15 protein-coding genes and 1 pseudogene are annotated in these 19,469 nt (G+C 69.6%); 6 read left to right on the top strand and 10 right to left on the bottom strand.

Annotated elements, in window-relative coordinates:
- Positions 1 to 5: 5 nt before the first annotated feature.
- Both PKO50_RS14830 and PKO50_RS14825 read left to right on the top strand, forming a co-directional pair.
- Complete coding sequence (locus PKO50_RS14830; RefSeq protein ID WP_275630153.1) at positions 6 to 3,152, top strand: DUF6519 domain-containing protein; 3,147 nt, start codon at positions 6 to 8, stop codon at positions 3,150 to 3,152.
- Between the two features lie 12 nt (positions 3,153 to 3,164).
- Positions 3,165 to 3,671, top strand: coding sequence for a tail protein X (locus PKO50_RS14825; RefSeq protein WP_109936464.1), 507 nt, complete (start codon positions 3,165 to 3,167; stop codon positions 3,669 to 3,671).
- Between the two features lies 1 nt (position 3,672).
- Here PKO50_RS14825 and PKO50_RS14820 read toward each other — a convergent pair whose 3' ends face one another.
- Together PKO50_RS14820 and PKO50_RS14815 are read right to left on the bottom strand one after the other, a co-directional pair.
- The gene (locus PKO50_RS14820; RefSeq protein ID WP_109936463.1) at positions 3,673 to 4,686 is read right to left on the bottom strand and encodes an ABC transporter substrate-binding protein; all 1,014 of its coding nucleotides are present in this window, start codon (positions 4,684 to 4,686) and stop codon (positions 3,673 to 3,675) included.
- A 1,108-nt stretch (positions 4,687 to 5,794) separates the two neighbouring features.
- Positions 5,795 to 6,277 (bottom strand): sigma-70 family RNA polymerase sigma factor, encoded by a 483-nt coding sequence (locus PKO50_RS14815; RefSeq protein ID WP_109936462.1) that lies wholly within the window; start codon positions 6,275 to 6,277, stop codon positions 5,795 to 5,797.
- 160 nt (positions 6,278 to 6,437) lie between these two features.
- Between PKO50_RS14815 and PKO50_RS14810 the strand changes: the two genes are divergently transcribed.
- Both PKO50_RS14810 and PKO50_RS14805 read left to right on the top strand, forming a co-directional pair.
- Positions 6,438 to 7,442, top strand: a complete 1,005-nt coding sequence (locus tag PKO50_RS14810; protein ID WP_275630152.1) for a FecR family protein — start codon at positions 6,438 to 6,440, stop codon at positions 7,440 to 7,442.
- Positions 7,443 to 7,673: 231 nt separating this feature from the next.
- The gene (locus PKO50_RS14805; RefSeq protein WP_275630151.1) at positions 7,674 to 10,115 is read left to right on the top strand and encodes a TonB-dependent siderophore receptor; all 2,442 of its coding nucleotides are present in this window, start codon (positions 7,674 to 7,676) and stop codon (positions 10,113 to 10,115) included.
- Between the two features lie 135 nt (positions 10,116 to 10,250).
- On the opposite strand, the gene PKO50_RS14800 is transcribed toward PKO50_RS14805, so the two are convergent.
- The 5 genes from PKO50_RS14800 to PKO50_RS14780 form a co-directional block, all read right to left on the bottom strand.
- Positions 10,251 to 10,754: a VOC family protein gene (locus tag PKO50_RS14800; protein WP_275630150.1), complete on the bottom strand. Its 504-nt coding sequence runs from the start codon at positions 10,752 to 10,754 to the stop codon at positions 10,251 to 10,253.
- Between the two features lie 118 nt (positions 10,755 to 10,872).
- Positions 10,873 to 11,979: a cell division protein ZapE gene (zapE, locus tag PKO50_RS14795; protein ID WP_275630149.1), complete on the bottom strand. Its 1,107-nt coding sequence runs from the start codon at positions 11,977 to 11,979 to the stop codon at positions 10,873 to 10,875.
- Between the two features lie 9 nt (positions 11,980 to 11,988).
- The gene (locus tag PKO50_RS14790; protein WP_275630148.1) at positions 11,989 to 12,492 is read right to left on the bottom strand and encodes an OmpA family protein; all 504 of its coding nucleotides are present in this window, start codon (positions 12,490 to 12,492) and stop codon (positions 11,989 to 11,991) included.
- The gene (locus PKO50_RS14785) at positions 12,467 to 13,774 is read right to left on the bottom strand and encodes a diguanylate cyclase (protein WP_275630147.1); all 1,308 of its coding nucleotides are present in this window, start codon (positions 13,772 to 13,774) and stop codon (positions 12,467 to 12,469) included. Before PKO50_RS14785 ends, PKO50_RS14790 begins: the two co-directional genes overlap by 26 nt.
- Entirely contained in the window at positions 13,771 to 14,337 is a 567-nt protein-coding gene (locus PKO50_RS14780) for a YfiR family protein (RefSeq protein ID WP_256595975.1), read from the bottom strand. Before PKO50_RS14780 ends, PKO50_RS14785 begins: the two co-directional genes overlap by 4 nt.
- 279 nt (positions 14,338 to 14,616) lie before the next feature.
- Between PKO50_RS14780 and PKO50_RS14775 the strand changes: the two genes are divergently transcribed.
- Positions 14,617 to 15,258 (top strand): HD domain-containing protein, encoded by a 642-nt coding sequence (locus PKO50_RS14775; protein WP_275630146.1) that lies wholly within the window; start codon positions 14,617 to 14,619, stop codon positions 15,256 to 15,258.
- A 17-nt stretch (positions 15,259 to 15,275) separates the two neighbouring features.
- Here PKO50_RS14775 and PKO50_RS14770 read toward each other — a convergent pair whose 3' ends face one another.
- The gene (locus tag PKO50_RS14770) at positions 15,276 to 16,175 is read right to left on the bottom strand and encodes a LysR substrate-binding domain-containing protein (RefSeq protein ID WP_275630145.1); all 900 of its coding nucleotides are present in this window, start codon (positions 16,173 to 16,175) and stop codon (positions 15,276 to 15,278) included.
- 122 nt (positions 16,176 to 16,297) lie between these two features.
- Here PKO50_RS14770 and PKO50_RS14765 point away from each other — a divergent pair, with 122 nt between their 5' ends.
- A complete protein-coding gene (locus PKO50_RS14765; RefSeq protein WP_275630144.1) occupies positions 16,298 to 17,056 on the top strand; it encodes an SDR family oxidoreductase in 759 nt (252 codons plus the stop codon).
- 850 nt (positions 17,057 to 17,906) lie between these two features.
- Here the strand turns inward: PKO50_RS14765 and PKO50_RS14760 are convergent.
- Positions 17,907 to 18,227 (bottom strand): DUF2025 family protein, encoded by a 321-nt coding sequence (locus PKO50_RS14760; RefSeq protein ID WP_109933425.1) that lies wholly within the window; start codon positions 18,225 to 18,227, stop codon positions 17,907 to 17,909.
- A gap of 65 nt (positions 18,228 to 18,292) precedes the next feature.
- Positions 18,293 to 19,464, bottom strand: a pseudogene (gene ubiM / locus PKO50_RS14755) (5-demethoxyubiquinol-8 5-hydroxylase UbiM).
- Between the last annotated feature and the right edge of the window lie 5 nt (positions 19,465 to 19,469).

The following is a 19,469-nucleotide window of genomic DNA, read 5'->3' as shown; positions in this document are numbered from 1 at the left end:
CCGCCATGAGCTTCGATCTTTCGCGCATCCGCTTCGACGCCCACCGCGACTTCCTCGGTGTGGTCATGCAACAGGGCCGCGTCCAGCTAGACGCCGACTGGAACGAATGGGTCGCGCAGCTGGCGCGGCGCCTGCAGGCCGGCAGCCTGGACGGCTTCGGCGGCAACGTGGTGCCGCGCATCACCCCCGACGGTTTCCGCATCCAGGCCAGCGGCGGCAAGCTGAACATCGGCGCCGGGCGCATGTACGTCGACGGCCTGCTGGCGGAGAACCACGGCGCCGCGCCCCTGGCGTGGGAACCACGGCTGGCCGGGCTGGCCGGCAGCGCGCCGCTGGACTACGCCGCGCAACCCTACTACCCGGACCCGCCGGCGCTGCCCGAGGGCGGGCCGCACCTGGTCTACCTGGACGTCTGGCAGCGCGAGGTGGACGCGGTGCTGGCCCCGGACCTGGTGGAGAAAGCCGTGGGCGTCGACACCACGGGGCGCCTGCAGACGGTGTGGCAGGTCAAGGTGCTGGCCGGCATCGGCGACGGCACCTGCGCCACGCCCGACGCCGAGCTGCCCGGCTGGCTGGCCGCCACCGCGCCCTCGGCGGCGCGCCTGAGCACCGCCACCGGGGTGCCGGACTTCGAGCCCGACCCCTGCCAGGTGCCGCCGGCCGCTGGCTACCGCGGCCTGGAGAACCAGCTGTACCGCGTCGAGGTGCACCGCGGCGGCCCCCTGGGCACGGCGACCTTCAAGTGGTCGCGGGACAACGCCACGGTGGCCTCGCGCGTCACCCACATCAACCCGGCGCGCGACCGCATCACCGTGGAAAGCCTCGGCCGCGACCAGGTGCTGCGCTTCCACGACGGTGACTGGGTAGAAGTCAGCGACGACTGGCGCGAGCTGCACAACCTGCCCGGCGAGCTGCGGCGCATCCGCGTGGCCGGCGGCGTCGACGAGACCGCGCGCACCCTGCAGTTCGACCTCGCGCTGCCGGCCGGGCTGTTCCCCACCGACGCCCAGCAGGCCACCGACGCGGCGCGCAACACCCGCGTGCGGCGCTGGGGCCAGGCCGGCCCGGTGCGCCGCGAGGACGGCAGCCAGCTGCTGGACCTCAATGCCCCGGCGGCGGCCGGCGACATCCCGATCCCCGCCGCCGGCACCCGGCTGTTCCTGGAGAGCGGCATCCTCGTCGACTTCGCCCTGGCACCGGCGGGCGGCCAGTTCCACAGCGGCGACCACTGGGTGTTCGCCGCGCGCACCGTGGATGCCAGCATCGAGCTGCTGGACCAGGCGCCGCCGCTGGGCATCCACCACCACTACGCGCGCCTGGCGGTGGTCGACTTCCCCGACGACGAGACCGACTGCCGCGTGCTCTGGCCGCCCATCGCCGAGGGCGAAGGCTGCGACTGCAGCGTCTGCGTCAGCGCCGAAGGCCACAACAGCGGCGCGGCCACCATTCAACAGGCCATCGACTCGATCAAGGACAGCGGCGGCACCGTCTGCCTGGGCATCGGCACCTACAACCTGCGCGAGCCGCTGAACGTCGACGGCGCCCGCTCGCTGCGCATCCGCGGCCAGGGCTGGGCCACCCTGCTGGTGGCCGGCCAGCCCGGCACCGTGCTGAACATCGAGGCCAGCATCGGCGTGGCCCTGGAGAACCTCAGCCTGCTCGGCTCGACCAACCGCGAAACGCCGGCGATCCTCGCGCGCAACACCCTGGACCTGCGCGCCGAGCACATCAACGTGATCTGCCTGGCGGTGGGCGACGGCACCAGCGCGGCCATCGGCCTGGCCGGCTACGCCCTGGGCGCCTACGTCGGCGACTGCGCACTGGTGGCCGAGCGCGGCATCGTGCGCGCCGGCGAGTACCTGCTCGGCGCCGAGCTGCAGGTCGCCCGCAACCTGTTCATCTGCAGCCAGCGCGCCCTCAGCTTCGACGGCGTCAGCCTGCACTACGGCAACACGCGGGTGGCCGGCAACCTGATGCTGGGCGGCAACCAGGCGGCGCTGGTGGCCACCGGCGCGGTGCTGCCCGGCGCGGTGTTCGACATCGACGGCAACGTCATCCACACCGGCGGCGCCGGCATCCGCGCCGGGGTCGACGGCCTGCGCATCCGCGCCAACGAGATCAGCGGCCTGGACCAGCGCAGCGGCGACGGCATCGTCCTCGAGGAAGGCCTGGACCCGCTGGCGCTGGACGGCGTGCGCATCGAAGGCAACCGCCTGGCCCGGCTGCAGGGCAACGCCATCCTCGTCCGCCAGCGGGTGGAGAACGCCGTGATCACCGGCAATACCTTCGACGCCATCGGCCTGGGCGCGCTGGTGATGGGCGAAGGCGGCGCCGCCGGGGTGCTGGCCTTCAGCGGCAACCGCTGCCAGGGCCTGGGCCTGGCAGCGAGCGGCGCCTATGCCGCCATCCAGCTGGTACGCGTCGACCAGGCCGACCTGTGCGACAACCAGCTCGCCGAGGTGGCGCGCCAGGCCACCGACCTGGCGGCGCTGGACGCCATCCGCACCGCGGCGGTGCAGCGCCTGCGCATCAGCGGCAACCGCCTGCTCGGCATCGGCCCGGACCGCAGTGGCGCCGAGATCACCGGCATCCACCTGCTGCCGCCCTTCGACCGCGCGCTGGTGCAGGCCAACCAGGTGGAACGCCTGGGCGACGACCCGGCGCAGAAACCGTTGATGAGCCAGTGGCGGGCCATCCGCGTGGCCAGCGCGGCGGCCGGCTCGCCGCTCTACGCAAGCCCCGCCCAGGTGGTCGAGGGGGCCCAGCTGAGCTACCTGTTCACCGCCAGCCAGGTGTTCGCCCTGGCCCCGCGCGCGGCCGACCTGGCGATCCAGGACAACCAGCTGCGCAGCCACGCCAGCAGCCTGCCGCTGGTGCTCTGCGCGGCGCTGGACAACTGCCTGTTCGCCGGCAACCGCTGCCAGGCGCTGGACGGCAACGACCAGCAGCCGCAACTGGGCGCGTTGCAGGGGCGGACCCTCAACGCCAGCAACAACCGCCTGATCGGCCGCGAAAAGCTCGACACCCTGCACCTGAGCACCCAGCTGGAACGGGCCATCGTCATCGGCAACGCCAGCAGCGGCAACATCAGGGTGCTCAGCGGCGCCACGGTGCCCAACGACATCAACCTGTGCAACCTCATCGGCGTCTAAGGAAGGTGCAACATGCCCGTCATCCCGTTCCGCGGTGAAAAGAGCCTCGGCGAAATCGCCGACAAGCTGTACAGCCGGCTCACGGTGAAGCAGCGCGAGAAGGTCGAGAGCGCCCTGCTCCGGCAGAATCCGCAGCTGGCCGACCTGGCAACCCTGCCCAGCGGCACCCTGGTGCAGTTGCCGGCGCTGCCGGAGCTGAGCGCCAAGGCCCGGGCCGGCAGCCAGGGGCCCCAGGCCGAGGTGGCCGCGCAACTGGGCGACGGCCTCGACGCCTACGCCAGGCAGCTGACCCTGCGTTACCGCCAGGCCATGGAGGCGCTGGCGCAGGCCCAGGCGCTGCTGGGCGACGCCGAGCTGCGCCGGGCAATCGCCAAGGAGCCCGCCCTGCAGGCGCTGGCCAAGGACCTCGGCCCTGCCTGCGAGGCCCGCGCCAAGCAGCTGGAACAGCGCCAGAAGGACGCCAGCGAGGGCCTGAAGCAGGCCCTGGCGGACCTGCAGGCGGGGTTCGGCAAGGGTTGATTCAGAGCGCGGCGGCGACCTTGGCCCGCGCCGATTCCGGCAGCCAGCCCTGCCACACTTGCGGGTGCGCCTTGAGGAACGCGCGGGCGGCGTCACGCGGAGCCTGGCGCGTCTCGCTCATCTTCGCCAGTGCGGCATTGAGCGGCTCGATGGGGATGTCGACCTTCTGGAACAGCGCCACCAGGTCCGGGTAGTCCTCGCGGAAGGCCGCCGAGACGCCGATGGACAGGCGCGCCGGCAGCGACTGGCAGCCGCGCGGGTTGGGGTTGCTGGCGTCCACCAGGGTCTTCCAGGCCTCGGCGTCGAAGGGCGGTTCTTCCAGGCGCACCAGCTTGTAGCGGCCCATCAGCGGCGTCGGCGACCAGTAGTAGAACAGCACCGGCTTGCCGCGGCGGATGGCCGAGGCGATCTCGGCGTCCATGGCCGCGCCCGAGCCGCTGCGGAAGTTCACGTAGCTGTCTTCCAGGCCGTAGGCCTTGAGCTTCTGCGAATTGACGATCTCCGAGGTCCAGCCGGTGGGGCTGTTGAGGAAGCGCCCCTTGTCCGGCGCCTCGGCGTCGCGGAACACCTCGCGGTAGCGCGGCAGGTCGCTCACCGAGCGCAGCTGCGGCGCGGCGGCGGCGATGCCGCGGGCCGGGTCGCCGTGGATCACGTAGTCCGGCACCCACCAGCCCTCGTTGGCGTTCTTCACGATGTCGCCCAGGCCGGCCACCTTGCCTTCGGCCTCGGCCTTGATCCAGGCGGGGCTGCGTCCGGCCCACTCCTCGCCTATCACCTGGATGTCGTTGTGCGCCAGCGCGGTCTCCAGGCTCACGGTGCTGCCGGGCAAGGTGTCGGTGGGGTAGCCGTAGCCCTGCTCCACCAGCAGGCGCAGCACCTCGGTGATCAGGCTGCCGCTTTCCCAGGTGAGTTCGCCGAAATGGATCGGCTTGCGTTCCTCGGCCGCCTGCGCGCCCTGCGCCAGGAGCCCCAGGGCCAGCAGCGCGGTCCCCAGCCAGCGGGTGATCGAATGCATCGGGTCGTTCCTTCTTCGAGCCGGCCACGAGGCCGGTGCCAGGTCGAAGGCGCGCCGACAAGCACGCCGCGTCGCCACCCGCGCGAAGCGGGCCGCCCTGTATTGATAGCCGAAACTCGCGCCGCGCGCCGCAACCGAGCCTGCCGGCGGACCATCGCCCTGGCCCATATGCACTATCAAGCGCATTCATCATTAGCCTGCGAACAGTTTGCTAGCTTATTACCCCATCAGGTGTTGCTCGCCTGGTTTTGAAGCCTCAAGGCCGTTACCACTCCCCGCTTCCCCCGCGACTCGGTAACGGCCTTTTTTTCGTCTGCGATTCAGGGTTGGGATTGCGCGGCGGGCTCTAGAGCACCCTCACCCCAGCCCTCTCCCGGAGGGAGAGGGGGCCGTTCGGCGTGGGCGGATAACCCTACGTCAGCTGGCGAGTTCGTAGGGCGTATAACCGTTCGCGGTTATACGCCGTTGGCCTGTGCGCCGATGCCCTTCTGGAACTGTAGGAGCGAGCTTGCTCGCGAACGGGGTTTGCCGGTGGCTGCGGTGTTGGAGTTGAGAGCGCCCTCTCCCCAACCCTCTCCCTGAAGGGAGAGGGGGCCGTTCGGAGTGGGCGGCTAATCTAGAGTCATCCTGAAACTCCTCACTCCCCCTCGATCCTACGAAAAGCAAAAGCACGCCCGCTCTTGCTCTGGCTTTTGGACTTCCAGAGAAACCTCCGCGCACTCCGAAACGCCCCTTCAGAAGGCCGAGCGAAACCGGCGCTCAGGAGGTCATGCGACATGGATGTCGGGGCGGGCCTCCGTGGCGGGGGAGTTCGTGAGGGTAGCCCGGCTCCATCGGGCCCGTATGCGGGGCAAGCCTTTTTGGTTCCTTTTGTGGCGTTTGACAAAAGGGACTCGCCCGAGGGGGCGAAACAAGAAACATCAACGCACTCGGAGCGGCGCGCTACACCCAAACCCAAAAGTCTCTGGGTTATTCCCCTTCGGGCCAGCGCAAGCGCTGTTCGCGATGGAGCTGCGTCCCGCGTTCGCGGGAATGACGAGGTGAGAGGATGGTGCCTGACCGCCAAGCAGCTCAACCATGTAGGGCGCCCCCGCTCCCACCACGACACCTACGCCTGCCCACCCCACTGCTGCAGGCGCTGCCGGCAATGCCGCATGGCGTTGACGATGTGCTTTTCCACCATGTCCCGGGAAATGCCCAGGCGTTCGGCGATCTCGGCATGGGAACAGCCCTCGACCTTGCGCAGCAGGAAGGCCTCGCGGCAGTTCTCCGGCAGTTGCGCCAGGGCGCGGCGCAACATCAGCAGCTGCTGTTGCTGGATGGCCTCGGCCTGCGGGCAACGTTCGTCGATGCAGCCTTCGCGGTCGAGGGCCTCCAGGTCCTCGTTGCGACGGATACGCGCCCGCCGGCGCAAGTCGATGCTGAGGTTGACGGCGGTCTTGAAGAGGAACGCCCGCGGCTGTTCGATGCGCTCCTCGGCCTTGCGGTCGAGCAGGCGCAGGAAGGTCTCCTGGGTCAGGTCCGCGGCTGCGTGGCGGTCCCCCAGGGTGCGACTGAGGAAGGCGGTCAGTTCCTGGTAGTAGCGAATCAAGAAAAAAGCGCTCCGCCCGGTGGGGGCTTGCGGGTAAGATCGGCTTTCGCAGCCGGTACTGGCTGACAGTCCGGGTCGGACGTAATTATAATCACTCGCATCAAGCCGAAAAGAAAGAGTGATCTGGGCGCACTTCGCCGCCCAGCCGTGGAAGCCTTCGATGAACCAGCCCCCCGCCGAGCACGACGACCAGAGCCTGAGCACCGAAGCCGCTCGCTGGTGCTCGCGCCTGCACGAGGCGGACTGCACCCAGGCCGAGCGTGATGCCTTCGACGCCTGGTGCGCGGAAGACCCACGGCACCGCGACGAATACCTGGCGATGCTGGAGATCTGGCGCCTGGCCGAACGCCTGCAGGCCCCGGCGCGCCAACCCCTGTCGCACAGCCGCCGGGCCCCGGCGCGGCCACGGCGCTCGCGCATCAGGCGTTTCGCCACTGCCGCGGCCGTTGCCTGCCTGGCGCTGGGCATGGTCTGGTCGACGGGCTGGTCCGCCGGCTGGCTGCCCTCCCGCGTCGGCTACTACAGCGCCACGGACGCCCCGCGCGAGCTGCGCCTGGCGGATGACTCGCAGGTGCGCCTGAACGCCCATTCGAGCCTGTTCTTCGCCCTCTACCGCGACCGCCGCGACGCCCGCCTGGGCAGCGGTGGCGAGGCCTACTTCAGCGTCAGCCACAACAGCCTGCAGCCATTCACGGTACGCACCGGCAACGGCAGCGTGCGCGTCACCGGCACCCGCTTCAACGTCTGGACCGACGCCAACCAGATGCTCGTCACCCTGCTCGAGGGCTCGGTGGTGGTCACCCCGCCGCCCGGCGTGGACAGCAACAGCGCCCAGCTGACCCCGGGCATGCAGGCCCGCTACAGCAGCGCCACCCGGCAGATCGAGCTGGCCCAGGTGGCCCCCGGCGACGCCATCGCCTGGCTCGACGGCCGCCTGGTGCTGCAGGACCAGCCGCTGCAGGCGGCCATCCCGCAGATCAACCGCTACCTGGCGCACCCGGTGCGCCTGGACGACCCGGTGGTGGCGGCCATGCGCATCGGCGGCATCTACGACACCAGCGACCTGCAGGCGCTGGTCGACTCCCTGCCCAAGGTGCTGCCGCTGGAAATGCGCCGGCACGACGACGGCAGCATCACCCTGGCCAGCAGGTACGCGCCGCTCTGAGCGTTGCGTCTGTCTCTTCGTAGGAGCGAGCTTGCTCGCGAACGGACTCTGCAGCGGGGCTGATTCGCGAGCAAGCTCGCTCCTACGAAAAGCCGTTACGAAAAGCCGTCGCTTCTCCCTCCAATCCATGCCCGCGAAAAAAAAGTCTTCCGGTTTTTTCCGGTAGCTGCGTCATAGAAGGCTAATCATTCGCATTAATAACAAAACTGCATGGATCATAGGAGTGTCCCAGTGAACCGCAAGCCCCTGCACAGCAAGCGCAGCCCCCTGGCCCGCCTGGTCGGCGCCGCCGCGCTCGGCCTGACCCTGAGCGCCACCAGCGCCTTCGCCGCGCCGGTGCGCATCGACATCCCGGCGCAACCGCTGGCCTCGGCGCTGACCAACCTCGGCAGCCAGGCGCACCTGCAGATCATCTTCAACCAGGCCCAGGTGCAGAACCTGCGCAGCCCCGGCGTGCACGGTGAGATGGAGCCGGCGCGGGCGCTGGAGCAACTGCTGCGCGGCACCGGCATCCGCTACCAGGTCGACGGCAGCCGCGTGACGCTGCTAGGCGCCGACGCCGCCGGCAACGACACCCTGGCGATGCCGGCCCAGGTGGTCACCGCCGCCCCCGAGGGCACCGACAGCTACGTGCCGCGCACCAGCGGCAGCGCCAGCAAGACCGACACCCCGCTGCTGGAAATCCCGCAGTCGGTCTCGGTGATCACCCGCAAGCAGATGGACGCCCAGGGCGTGCAGAGCGTGACCCAGGCCCTGCGCTACGTCCCCGGCGTGCGCGTGGAGACCTACGGCCAGGACCCCAAGGGCTATGACTGGCTGTTCATCCGCGGCTTCAACGGCCAGACCACCAGCGACTACCTCGACGGCCTGCGCCAGTTGAACAACAGCTACACCTTCTTCCGCACCGAGCCCTATGCGCTGGAGCGCATCGACGTGGTCCGCGGCCCGTCCTCCACGCTGTTCGGCCTGGGCGACGCCGGCGGCATCATCAACCGCGTCAGCAAGCTGCCCACCGCGGCCGGCGTGCACGAGGTGGAACTGGGCTTCGGCAATCATGACCGCATCCAGGGCCGCTTCGACATCGGCGACCGCCTGGTCGACGACGGCAGCCTGCTGTACCGCGTGGTCGGCGTGGTGCGCAAGGCCAACACCGAGTTCGAGTACGACGACGGCCACGAGATCAAGGACGACCGCTACTACGTCGCCCCCTCCTTCACCTGGGCGCCGGACGAAGACACCAGCTTCACCTTTCTCAGCAGCTTCATGAAGGACGACAGCGGCGGCACCGTCGCGGTCAACACCCCGCAGTACGGCCATACCGACAACACCCTGCTGGGCGACCACAGCTTCAACCACTCGTACCAGGACCAGTTCACCCTGGGCTACCAGTTCCGCCACCGCTTCAACGACAACGTCGAGTTCCGCCAGAACCTGCGCTACGGCCAGGTCGACTTCATCCTCAACAACATGCTGCCGCTGGGCACCGTGAAGAGCGCCGTGCCGGCCCTGGCCGCGCTGGTCCCGTCCCTGGCCAACGACGTCCTGCGCTCGCCGCGGCGCTGGGACGAGCACATGAACGCCTTCACCGTCGACAACCAGTTGCAGTTCGACTTCGACACCGCGGGCATCGAGCACACCCTGCTCACCGGCATCGACTATTCGCGCACCGAATCCGACGTCAAGCGCTACTTCGAGAGCCTGAGCCTGGCCAACCTGTCGTACTTCCTGCCGCTGCTGCTGGACCCGAGCAACCCGAAATACGGCCTGAACATCAACCGCCCGAGCACCCTCCAGGTCAACTACGACCAGGACATCGACGCCGTCGGCTACTACGCCCAGGACCAGATCAGGTTCGACGACAACTGGCTGCTGACCCTCGGCGGGCGCTACGACAACGTGCGCAGCAGCACCAACGACCACCTGAGCGGCAGCGATACCCTGGCCAAGGACGATGCCTTCAGCGGCCGCGTCGGCCTGACCTACCTGACCGACTTCGGCCTGGCGCCCTACGTCGCCTACTCCGAGTCCTTCGTGCCCAACAGCGGCATCGACGGCAACGGCAAGACCTTCGAGCCGAGCACCGCGCACCAGTGGGAGACCGGGGTGAAGTACCAGCCCACCGACAAGGTCCTGCTGACCCTGGCCGGCTTCGAGATCGAGAAGACCAACGTGCTCACCAACGACGTGGTCAACGGCGTCAACACCGGCTTCCAGAAGGCCACCGGCAAGGTGCGCTCGCGCGGCATCGAGGCCGAGGTGAAGGCCCAGCTCGACGAGCACTGGGACCTGCTGGGTTCCTACACCTACACCAAGACCAAGATCCTCAAGAGCAACAACGGCGACGAGGGCAACCGCTTCGCCAACGTGCCCGAGCACATGGCCTCGGCCTGGCTCAACTACACCTTCCACGAAGGCGTGGCCAACGGCCTCAGCGTCGGCGGCGGGGTGCGCTACACCGGCTCGGTGTACGGCGACAACGGCAACACCTTCCACGTCGACAACTACACCCTGTACGACGCTGGCGTGAGCTACCCGGTGAACAGGAACGTCACCCTCTCCTTCAGCGCGCAGAACCTGCTCGACGAGAAGTACGTGACCACCTGCGACGACATCGCCGAGTGCTACCCCGGCGAAGGCCGCACGGTGCTGACCAGCGTCAAGTACGCCTGGTAGGCCGGCGCCATTCCCCTGTAGGAGCGCGCCCTGCGCGCGAATCGCGGGCAGGGCCCGCTCCTACAGGTTTACGTGAGGTACGACATCCGCCGTCGACCTCGCGCATCGGCGCCCGGCCCGCGGCGGATAACCGCCCTACGGGTGCCCGTCATAGGCCCGGCGCAACGCCGCGATATCCAGCTTCTTCATGCCCAGCAGCGCCAGCATGGCGCGCTGCGACGCCGCCGTCGCCGGGCCGGCCATCATGTCCGCGAGCGCCGCCGGCACTATCTGCCACGACAGGCCGTACCTGTCCTTCAACCAGCCGCACTGCTGCGCCTCCACCGGGCCGCCGGCGGACAGGCGTTCCCAGTAGTGGTCGATCTCTTCCTGGCTGTCGCAGTTCACCTGCAGCGACAGTGCCTCGCTGAACTGGAACACCGGCCCGCCGTTGAGCGCGGTGAAGGCCAGGCCGTCCAGTTCGAAGGCCACGGTCATCACCGAACCCGGCGGGCGGCCATGGATTTCCCGGCCGGCCTCGCCGTAATGGCTGACGGCGGCGATGCGCGAGTTGGGGAAGATGGCCGTGTAGAAGGCCGCGGCCTGCTCCGCCTGGTCGTCGAACCACAGGCAGGGGGTGACGCGCTGGATACGGGACATGGGGCTGTCTCCTGGCGGGTGCGCGGCCACCGTGGCCGCGCTCTGTTCCTGGTCGTCCGGCGGGACGCGGGATCGACAAGTCTGGAACAGGCCCGACGAACGTGCCCGTGCGCGCCGCTCAGCGGCCGAAGCGGCTGGTCTGCATCTCGCGCAGGCGGCTCAGGGTGCGGCGGAACGGGAACTCCAGGCCGCCGCGGGTGTAGAGCGCCTCCAGCGTCACCTCGGCCTCCAGGTACAGCGGCACGCCGCGGTCGTAGCATTCGTCGACCAGGGCGATGAAGCGGCGCACGCCGTCGTCCCGGGCCGACAGCGCCGGCAACTGGCGGTCGCCGGCCACCACGCGCCGGGCGCCGTCCTCGGTGCCGCGGGCGATGCGCGCCTCACGGCGCTCGCCGCCCAGTTCGGGGATGTCGCCCAGCAGGATGGCGTGGAAGCGGTCGCACAGGGCGATGAAGTCCTGGGCCGACCAGGGCCGTTCGCACAGGTCGGCATAGCGGCACCAGAGCACCCCGCGGCCGTGGCGCACCACGGCCAGTTCGCGGGTGCCCAGCGCCAGCGGTGCGTCGCTGCCGCTGCCGGCCAGCGCGGCGAACACGTAGCCCAGGGCGCTGGGCACCCCGGCGCGGGCGAGCCAGTAGCGCTGCACCGGCGCGCCCGGGTGCAGGCGGTGGTCCTGGCCGCCGTCGGTGGCCAGCACCTGCATGTGGCGCTCCAGCGCGGCGATGGCCGGGAGGAAACGCTCGCGGTTGAAGCCGTCGGCGTACAGCCCCTCGGGCGGCTGGTTGGAGGTGGCGACCACCACCACGCCCTGCTCGAACATGGCCTGCAGCAGGCCGCCCAGCAGCATGGCATCGCCGATGTCGCTGACGAAGAGTTCGTCGAAGCACAGCACCCGCACTTCTTGAGCCAGCTCGGCGGCCAGGGCCTGCAACGGCGAGGCGGTGCCGGAGAGCTGGAACAGGCGGCGGTGCACCCACTGCATGAAATGGTGGAAATGCTGGCGCCGCGCGGGCACCCGCAGGCTGGCGTGGAAGCGGTCCAGCAGCCAGGTCTTGCCGCGCCCCACCGGCCCCCACAGGTAGACGCCCGGCGGCCGCTCGCCACGGTGCAGGGCCGCCTGGCAGGCCTCCAGGTGCTGCGCGGCGCGGTGTTGCGCGTCGTCCTCGACGAAGCCCCGTTCGCTCAGGGCCAGGTGGTAGGCTGCCAATGGCGAAGACCGCTCCATGGCGACTCCTTACTCGGCCGGGACGATGATGGATACCCGGCGGTTCTCCATGCGCCCGGCGGGGCTGCTGTTGTCCGCCACCGGGCGCTGCATGCCGCGGCCGATGACTTCGAGGTTCTCCCGGGGCATGCCGATGCCGGCCAGCACCTGGGCCACCGACTGTGCCCGGCGCACCGAGAGCTGCTGATTGTAACCTGCATCGCCGTAGGAATCGGTATGGCCTTCCAGGCGCAGCTTGTCGATGCCCACTCCCAGCAGCACGCGGCCGATGCGCTCGACCTCGCCGCGGCTGGGCGGGTCGATGTTGTCGAGGTTGTTGCCGAACAGTACCTTGCTCGACAGCCCCAGCTCCCAGCCTTCCTCGCCCAGCGCGAAGCCCTGCTGGCGGAGCACGGCGACCTGCTCGGCGCTCAGCCCCTTCTGCGGCGCGGGCGGCGTCTGGCAACCGGCCAGCAGCAGGCTCAGCAGCAGACCGATGAACAGGCGGCTAGGTTTCAGGGGCTTGGCTATCACGGGCTATCTCCTCGTAGTCCTCGGGGGTGGAATCCACTTCCTCGCCGGCCAGGCTGCGCATGCCGCGGCCGCTGCGCTTGGCGTGGTACATGGCGCTGTCGGCGCGATGCAGCAGCTCCGCCAGGGTGCGCCCGTGCTGCGGATAGAGCGCCAGGCCGATGCTCAACGAGGTCGTGATGCTGCTGCCGTCCGGCAAGGCGATGGGCGCGGCCATGCTGGCCAGGATGTCGTCGGCGATATGCAGCGCCGCGCGACTGTCCGGCAGCGGCGCCAGCAGCACGGCGAACTCGTCGCCGCCCAGGCGCGCCACCAGGTCGCTGTCGCGCAGCTGGCCGCGGATGCGCTCGGCGATGGCCACCAGCACGCGGTCGCCGGCCGCGTGGCCGAGTTCGTCATTGATCGCCTTGAAGCGGTCGGAGTCGATGTACAGCACCGCCGCCTGCCCGCCGTGCTGGGCCAGGTCGCGCAGGGTGCGGCTCAGGCGGCCCTCGAAGAAGGCGCGGTTGGGCAGGTGGGTGAGGCTGTCGTGGTTGGCCTGGTGCGCCAGGGAGGCGTTCTCGCGCTCCAGGTGCTGCTGCCAGGCCTCCAGTTCGTCGAGCAGCGCGTTGAAGTCGCCGCCCAGCTCGTCCAGCTCGGCGATGCGCGCCGAGGGCACGCGCCGCGAGAACTGGCGGTCGCGGCGCACCGCGTGGGCCACCTGGGCCAGGCGGTCGAGCGGCGTGACGATGCGGCTGACCATGCGCCGCGACAGGTAGAAGGCGCCCAGGGCGGTCAGCGCCAGGCAGCCGAGCATGCCGCCCAGGCCGGTGAGCAGGAAGGTCAGCAGGCGCCCGCCGGTGCCGGTCAGGCGGATCTCGCCGATCGCCCGGCCGTCGTGGACGATGGGCTGCACTTCCTCGTGGTTGAGCCACCAGCGGCCGATGAAGTGGCGCAGCGGGCTGATCCCGTGGCTGCGCTCCCAGGTGGCCAGCAGGCGGCCCTGGGCATCGTACACGGTGCAGCGGCGCACCTCCTCGGTGCTGGCCACCAGGCGCAGGGCCTCCTCGGCGGCGGCGCTGTCGTTGAACACCACCGCGGCCTCGACGGTGTAGGCCATCGAGCGGCCTATCAGGTGCAGGTTGTGCTCGGCGTAGGCGCGCAGGGTGAGCAGGCCGACCACGCTCACCGCCAGGCCGGCCATGCACACCGAGGCCAGGGCCACCCCCAGGTGCGCGCGGTACAGCAGGCGGCCCAGCGACTTGCGCCGGCTGCTGCGGCGCTCGGTCAGGCGTGGCAGGCTCATGGCTCGCCCCTCCGCCGGCCGAGGCTCAGCACGCTGGGGTGCACCCGCACGCCGCTGCGCGCCACCGAGTCCAGGTTCACCGCGAAGGACGGCGGCGCGACGCCGAGTTCCAGGCAGAACACACTGCCGACGCTGCAGTCGGGGTCGTCCTCGCTGAGCGACAGCACCGGGTGCCCGGCGATCCCGGCGAATGCCCGCTGGCGCTGCGCCGCATCCAGCCTGCCGAGGTAGAGCACGTTGCAGCGCTCGCCCAGGCCGGGGTCGTCCACCTGGGCCCGGCGCACCTCGACGCGGCGGCCACTGGCCTGCAGCAGGCTGCCCCGGCGCAGCAGGTCCTCGGCGTATTCGCTGGCGCCCAGCACGCACAGTTCCAGGGTCTGCGGCTCCCGCGGCCAGCGCACGTAGCTGAGGATGCCCAGCAACATGCCGCGCAGGGCCGCGCCGTCGCCCTCCGAGGCGCTGGGAGCCGCCAGGCACAGGGGCGCCGCCAGGCCCAGCAGGGCCAGCAGCGCTGCGCGTTGTAGCACAGAGGAGCGACGAATGGCGGTGGAAGCGAAGAACACGGTGATGGCTCGGCGAGGACCGGAATACGGCGACAAAACCCGCAGCATCTTAATGGATTGCTGTAAGAATGTGACGTACAACCGACTTCTGATTTGACGCGCGACAAGATTCGTCAGTTTTATGACGTCATTTTCAGCAGAATCTCATTCCACAAGGCTGGCAGGGCATCGGCGTCGGTTGGCAGGATTCGATCCACCCTGTCGATTGCTGCCAAAGCGCTACGGACTTCCAATGGATGCACGGCACGACATCGCCGCGACACTCATCAGGAGGCCACCATGACGCTCGACATCCAGGGGGTGAAAGTCCCCGACAGCCCGCTCGCCCGGGAAATCACCGAACTGGTACGCGACACCGCCACCCCGCTGCTGTTCCACCACTCCTCGCGGGTGTACTACTGGGGCGCGCTCGCCGGCGCGCGCCGGGGCCTGGAGTACGACGCCGAGCTGCTCTACGCCGGCGCCATGTTCCACGACATGGGGCTGCTGCCGCGCTACTGCAGCAAGTGCGAGCGCTTCGAGGTGGACGGCGCCGACTGCGCCGCCGAGTTCCTGCGCAGCCACGGCATCGCCGAGCGCGACGTGGAAACCGTGTGGACGGCCATCGCCCTGCACACCACGCCGGGCATCCCGCAGCACATGCGGGCGGAGATCGCCCTGGTCACCGCCGGGGTGGAGATGGACGTGCTGGGCATCGACTACGCCGGGTTCCCCGGCGCGGTGCGCGACGCCGTGGTGGCCGCCCACCCACGCGGCGGCGACTTCAAGAACGACATCATCGAGGCCTTCTACCAGGGCATCAAGGACAAGCCGCAGAGCACCTTCGGCAACGTCAAGGCCGACGTCCTGGCGCTGAAGGACGCGCACTTCGAGCGCCTCGACTTCTGCCGGATCATCCTCGATTCGGACTGGCCGAGCTGAGCGGGCGCGCGACCGGCTCAGCGGCCGGCCGCCTCCTCCACCAGACCCTGCAGCCACTGCATGAACACCCGTACCCGCGGTGGCTGCTGGCGGTGGGCGTAGAGCAGCGTCACCTCCAGCGGCGCCGGGCGCAAGTCCGGCAGCACCTCCACCAGGCGGCCGTCGGCCAGGTAGTCCTGCAGGCCGTGGCGCGGCGCCTGGATCAGCCCCAGCCCGCCGAGGCAGGCGCCTTCGTAGGCCTCGGCGTTGTTCACCGTCACGCTGCCGGCCATCGGCAGGAAGTGCGTCGCACCCTCGCGACGGTACTCGAAGCCGGCCGGGCGGGTGCCCAGTACGGGCACGTAGTGCACCAGGCGGTGCCCGGCCAGGTCTTCCAGGCCACGGGGCGTGCCGAAGGCGGCCAGGTAGGCGGGGCTGGCGCAGTTGATCTGCTCGAAGGCGCCCAGCGGCCGCGCCACCAGGGAGGCCTCCGCGGCACCGCCTATGCGCAGCACGCAGTCGAAGCCCTCGCGCACCAGGTCGACGCGGCGGTCGGTGCTGCTCACCTCCAGCTCCAGGCCCGGATGGCGGGCGGTGAACTCGCCCAGGCGCGGCATCACCACCTTGCGCGCCACTATGGTCGGCATGTCCACCCGCAGGCGCCCGGCGAGCACCTCGCCGTCGCGGCGGAACAGCCCCTGCAGTTCGTCCATCTGCGCCAGCAGCGCCTTGCTACGCTCGTAGAACACCAGGCCGTCCTGGGTCGCCCGGACCTTGCGCGTGGTGCGCTGCAGCAGGCGGGTGCCGAGCAGGCCCTCCAGTTGCCGGACCTGCTCGGAAGCGCTGGAGCGCGGCAGGCCCAGCTGCTCGCCGGCCTGGGTGAAGCTGGAGAGTTCGGTGACACGCACGAAGGTGCGCAACAGTTCGGGCTTGATCATGGGCGGCGAGGCCTGCGAATTGTTCGACTGTAGCGACCAGTATTTCCGATTTCGCCGTGTTTATCAGTACCAGCCAGGATAATAACCTTGCCCCCGAAGCCACCCCACACAGGAGCCACGCCATGTCCCGCAAGATCGCCCTCATCACCGGCGCCAGCCGCGGCCTGGGCCGCAACGCCGCCCTGCACCTGGCCGCCGCCGGCGTCGACGTCATCGGTACCTACCGCAGCCAGGCCGACGAGGCACGGATCGTCGCCGACGAGATCGAGCAGCACGGCGCCCGGGTGCGGATGCTGCCCCTGGACGTCGCCGACAGCGCCAGCTTCGCCGACTTCGCCCGGAACGTCGAAAGCGTGCTGAAGGAACACTTCGGCCGCCCGCATTTCGACTACCTGGTGAACAACGCCGGCATCGGCCTCCACGCGGCCTTCGCCGAGACCACCGAGGCGCAGTTCGACCAGTTGCTGAAGATCCAGTTCAAGGGCCCCTTCTTCCTCACCCAGAAGCTGCTGCCGCTGCTCGCCGACGGCGGGCGCATCCTCAACGTCTCCACCGGCCTCACCCGCTTCGCCCTGCCCGGCTACTCCACCTACGCGGCCATGAAGGGCGCGATGGAGGTGCTGACGAAGTACCAGGCCAAGGAGCTGGGTGGGCGCGGTATCTCGGTGAACATCCTCGCCCCCGGCGCCATCGAGACCGACTTCGGCGGCGGCCTGGTGCGCGACAACGCCGAGCTCAACCGGCAGATCGCCAGCAACACCGCGCTGGGCCGCGTCGGCCTGCCGGACGATATCGGTGGCGCCGTGGTCGCCCTGCTGAGCGACGACAGCCGCTGGATCAATGGCCAGCGGGTGGAGGCCTCCGGCGGCATGTTCCTCTGAGAACCAGTCCATGATCTGCTGCGCGTCGGCATAAGCAGGCGAATGATGCTCATTAAGTGGCCTGAACTCCGTTTCCTCGCCTGATGCTGTTCACTGAAGAAAGAATGCCGCTTCTCTTCATGAGGGAAACGGCATTTTTCATATGGGATGGGGTTATGGCTTCGTTTGCGAGCCCTTGCACTCAATCCCGCAACGCGGGAACCCAAAAAAGACGTCGGGTTTGGGTGTAGCGCGCCGCACCGAGTGCTCGGATGTCTCTCGTTTCGCCCCCTCGGGCGAGTCACTTCTTTCAAACGCCAAAGAAGTAACCAAGAAGGCTTGCCCCGCATACGGGCCCGATGAAGCCGGGCTACCCTCGCGAATTCCCCCGCCACGGAGGCCCGCCCCGAGGGTACGTCCCTGTAGCCCATCGGGGCTCTCGCGACATCCATGTCGCATGACCTCCTGAGCGCCGGTTTCGCTCGGCCTTCTGAAGGGGCGTTTCGGTGCGCTCGGATGTTTCTCTGGAAACCCGTAGGGCGCATAACGCCTACGGCGTTATGCGCCGAATCGCGGACAGAGTCCGCTCCTACGGTTCCAGGAAGCACGGTCGTAGGAGCGGGCCCTGCCCGCGATTCGCGCGCAGGGCGCGCTCCTACAGGGGAATGGCATGGCTCGGCCAGCGTAGGAGCGGACTCCGTCCGCGATTGGATTCACCGGCCACGCCGGACGCCCCGGTAGCACGGCCAACGGCGGATAACCGCGAACGGTCATTCGCCCTACGTTCCCGCCTTCGCTGAACCATGAACGGCATTACGCTCCCTCGCCTGCTTTCGCCTTGTTCTGCTCCAGCGCGGCCAGGCGGCACCGGCTACTTCAGCTGGCGCTGGGCGCAGATTTCCGGCAGGTCGGTGCGCCGCAGGTAGGTCTGCAGCGCCTCGCCGAACTCCAGGCGCTCGGCGATGTTCTGCGCCTGGAGTATCTGCAGGCATTCGCGGCTCAGCGTCATCAGCTCGCCGGTCTTCTGCGCCCAGACGAACTCGCAGGCCGGGACGATGCTGTCCTCGTCCACGTCGAGGCCAAAGGAGTCCTCGCTGAAGCGCACCAGGTACTTGCCGGTCTTGCGGTTGAAGCCGACGAAGCCCTTCAGGCGATCGGCGGCGGCGCAGATGTCGGTGGATGTCAGGGCCATGATCTTTCCTCCCGTACTTTCTTGGCTCGCGGCCCGCGCCCTCCCCCGGGCGCGGGCCGTCTGTTTCAGGCGTTCTGCGTCAGGTGCCGGGCGATGGCCTGGCGCAGCGGCGGCAGGCCCTGGGCCAGGCGCAGGCCGGCATTGCGCAGCAGGCGCGCCGGCGGGCGCGGGTCGTTGTACAGCCCGGCGATCAGGCTGGTGGCCTGGTACAGCGGCCAGGTCGCCAGGCGGTGCGCCAGGGCGTAGCGGCGCAGGGGCCGGCGGCGCCCCAGTCACTGCCCTTGCGCTTGGCCGCCAGCAATTCGGCGGCCAGGCGCCGGGCGCTCTGCAGGCCGAAGTTGAAGCCATGGGCGGTGACCGGGTGCATGCCCACCGCGGCATCGCCCAGCAACGCGCAGCGCGGGCCGGCGAAGCGGTCGGCGTAGACGCCCACCAGCGGGTAGCAATGGCGCGGCCCGAGCAGGGCCATGCTGCCCAGGCGACTTTCGAAGCGGCGCTCGATGTCGCGGGCGAAGGCCGCCTCGTCCAGGGCCAGCATCGGGTTCATCTCGTGCTGCGGCAGGGTCAGCACCACCGACGAGACGTCGCCGTTGAGCGGCAGCAGGGCCAGGGTCTGGCCGTAGCCGAACCATTCCCAGGCCACCTGCTGGTGGGGCTTGGCGTGGGCCATGCGGCAGACCAGCATGGTCTTGCCGAAGTCTTCCATGCGCGCGCCTATGCCGAGCATGCGGCGGGTTTCCGAGAAGCGGCTGTCGGCGGCCACCAGCAGGCCAGCGGTCAGTTGCTCGCCGTCATCGAGGGTGAGCCGGGCGCGTTCGCCGGTGACGCGCACGGACTGCAGCGCATGCCCGTCGAGCAGGGTCACGTCGGCGCAATCTTCCACCGCCGCGAAGGCGGCGCGGCGGATCGCCTGGTTCGGCACCAGGTGGCCGAGCTGGCCGGCGCCGGCCAGGCCGGCATCGATGCGCAGGGCGAACAACGAGGGGCCGTTGAGCACCTGGGCGTCGCGCAGCGGTGCGATGTCCCTGGCAGCCAGCCGCGGCCAGATGTCCAGGAGTTGCAACTGGCTGCGCGAGGCGTGCGTCAGGGCGATCTCGCGACCGTCCTCCGCCGGCTCGGCCAGGGCGGCGCGGGCCTGGCGCTCGATCAGCAGGATCGACAGGCCATGGCCGGACAGGGCGCGGGCCAGGCAGAGCCCGGCGGGGCCGGCGCCGACGATGGCGATATCCACGTGCATGGGTG

It is taken from the genome of Pseudomonas sp. 273, assembly GCF_029201425.1.
Classification (GTDB): domain Bacteria; phylum Pseudomonadota; class Gammaproteobacteria; order Pseudomonadales; family Pseudomonadaceae; genus Pseudomonas; species Pseudomonas delhiensis.
The sequence above is the reverse complement of the archived record's forward strand: the minus strand, read 5'-3'. Positions and strand labels throughout refer to the sequence as shown.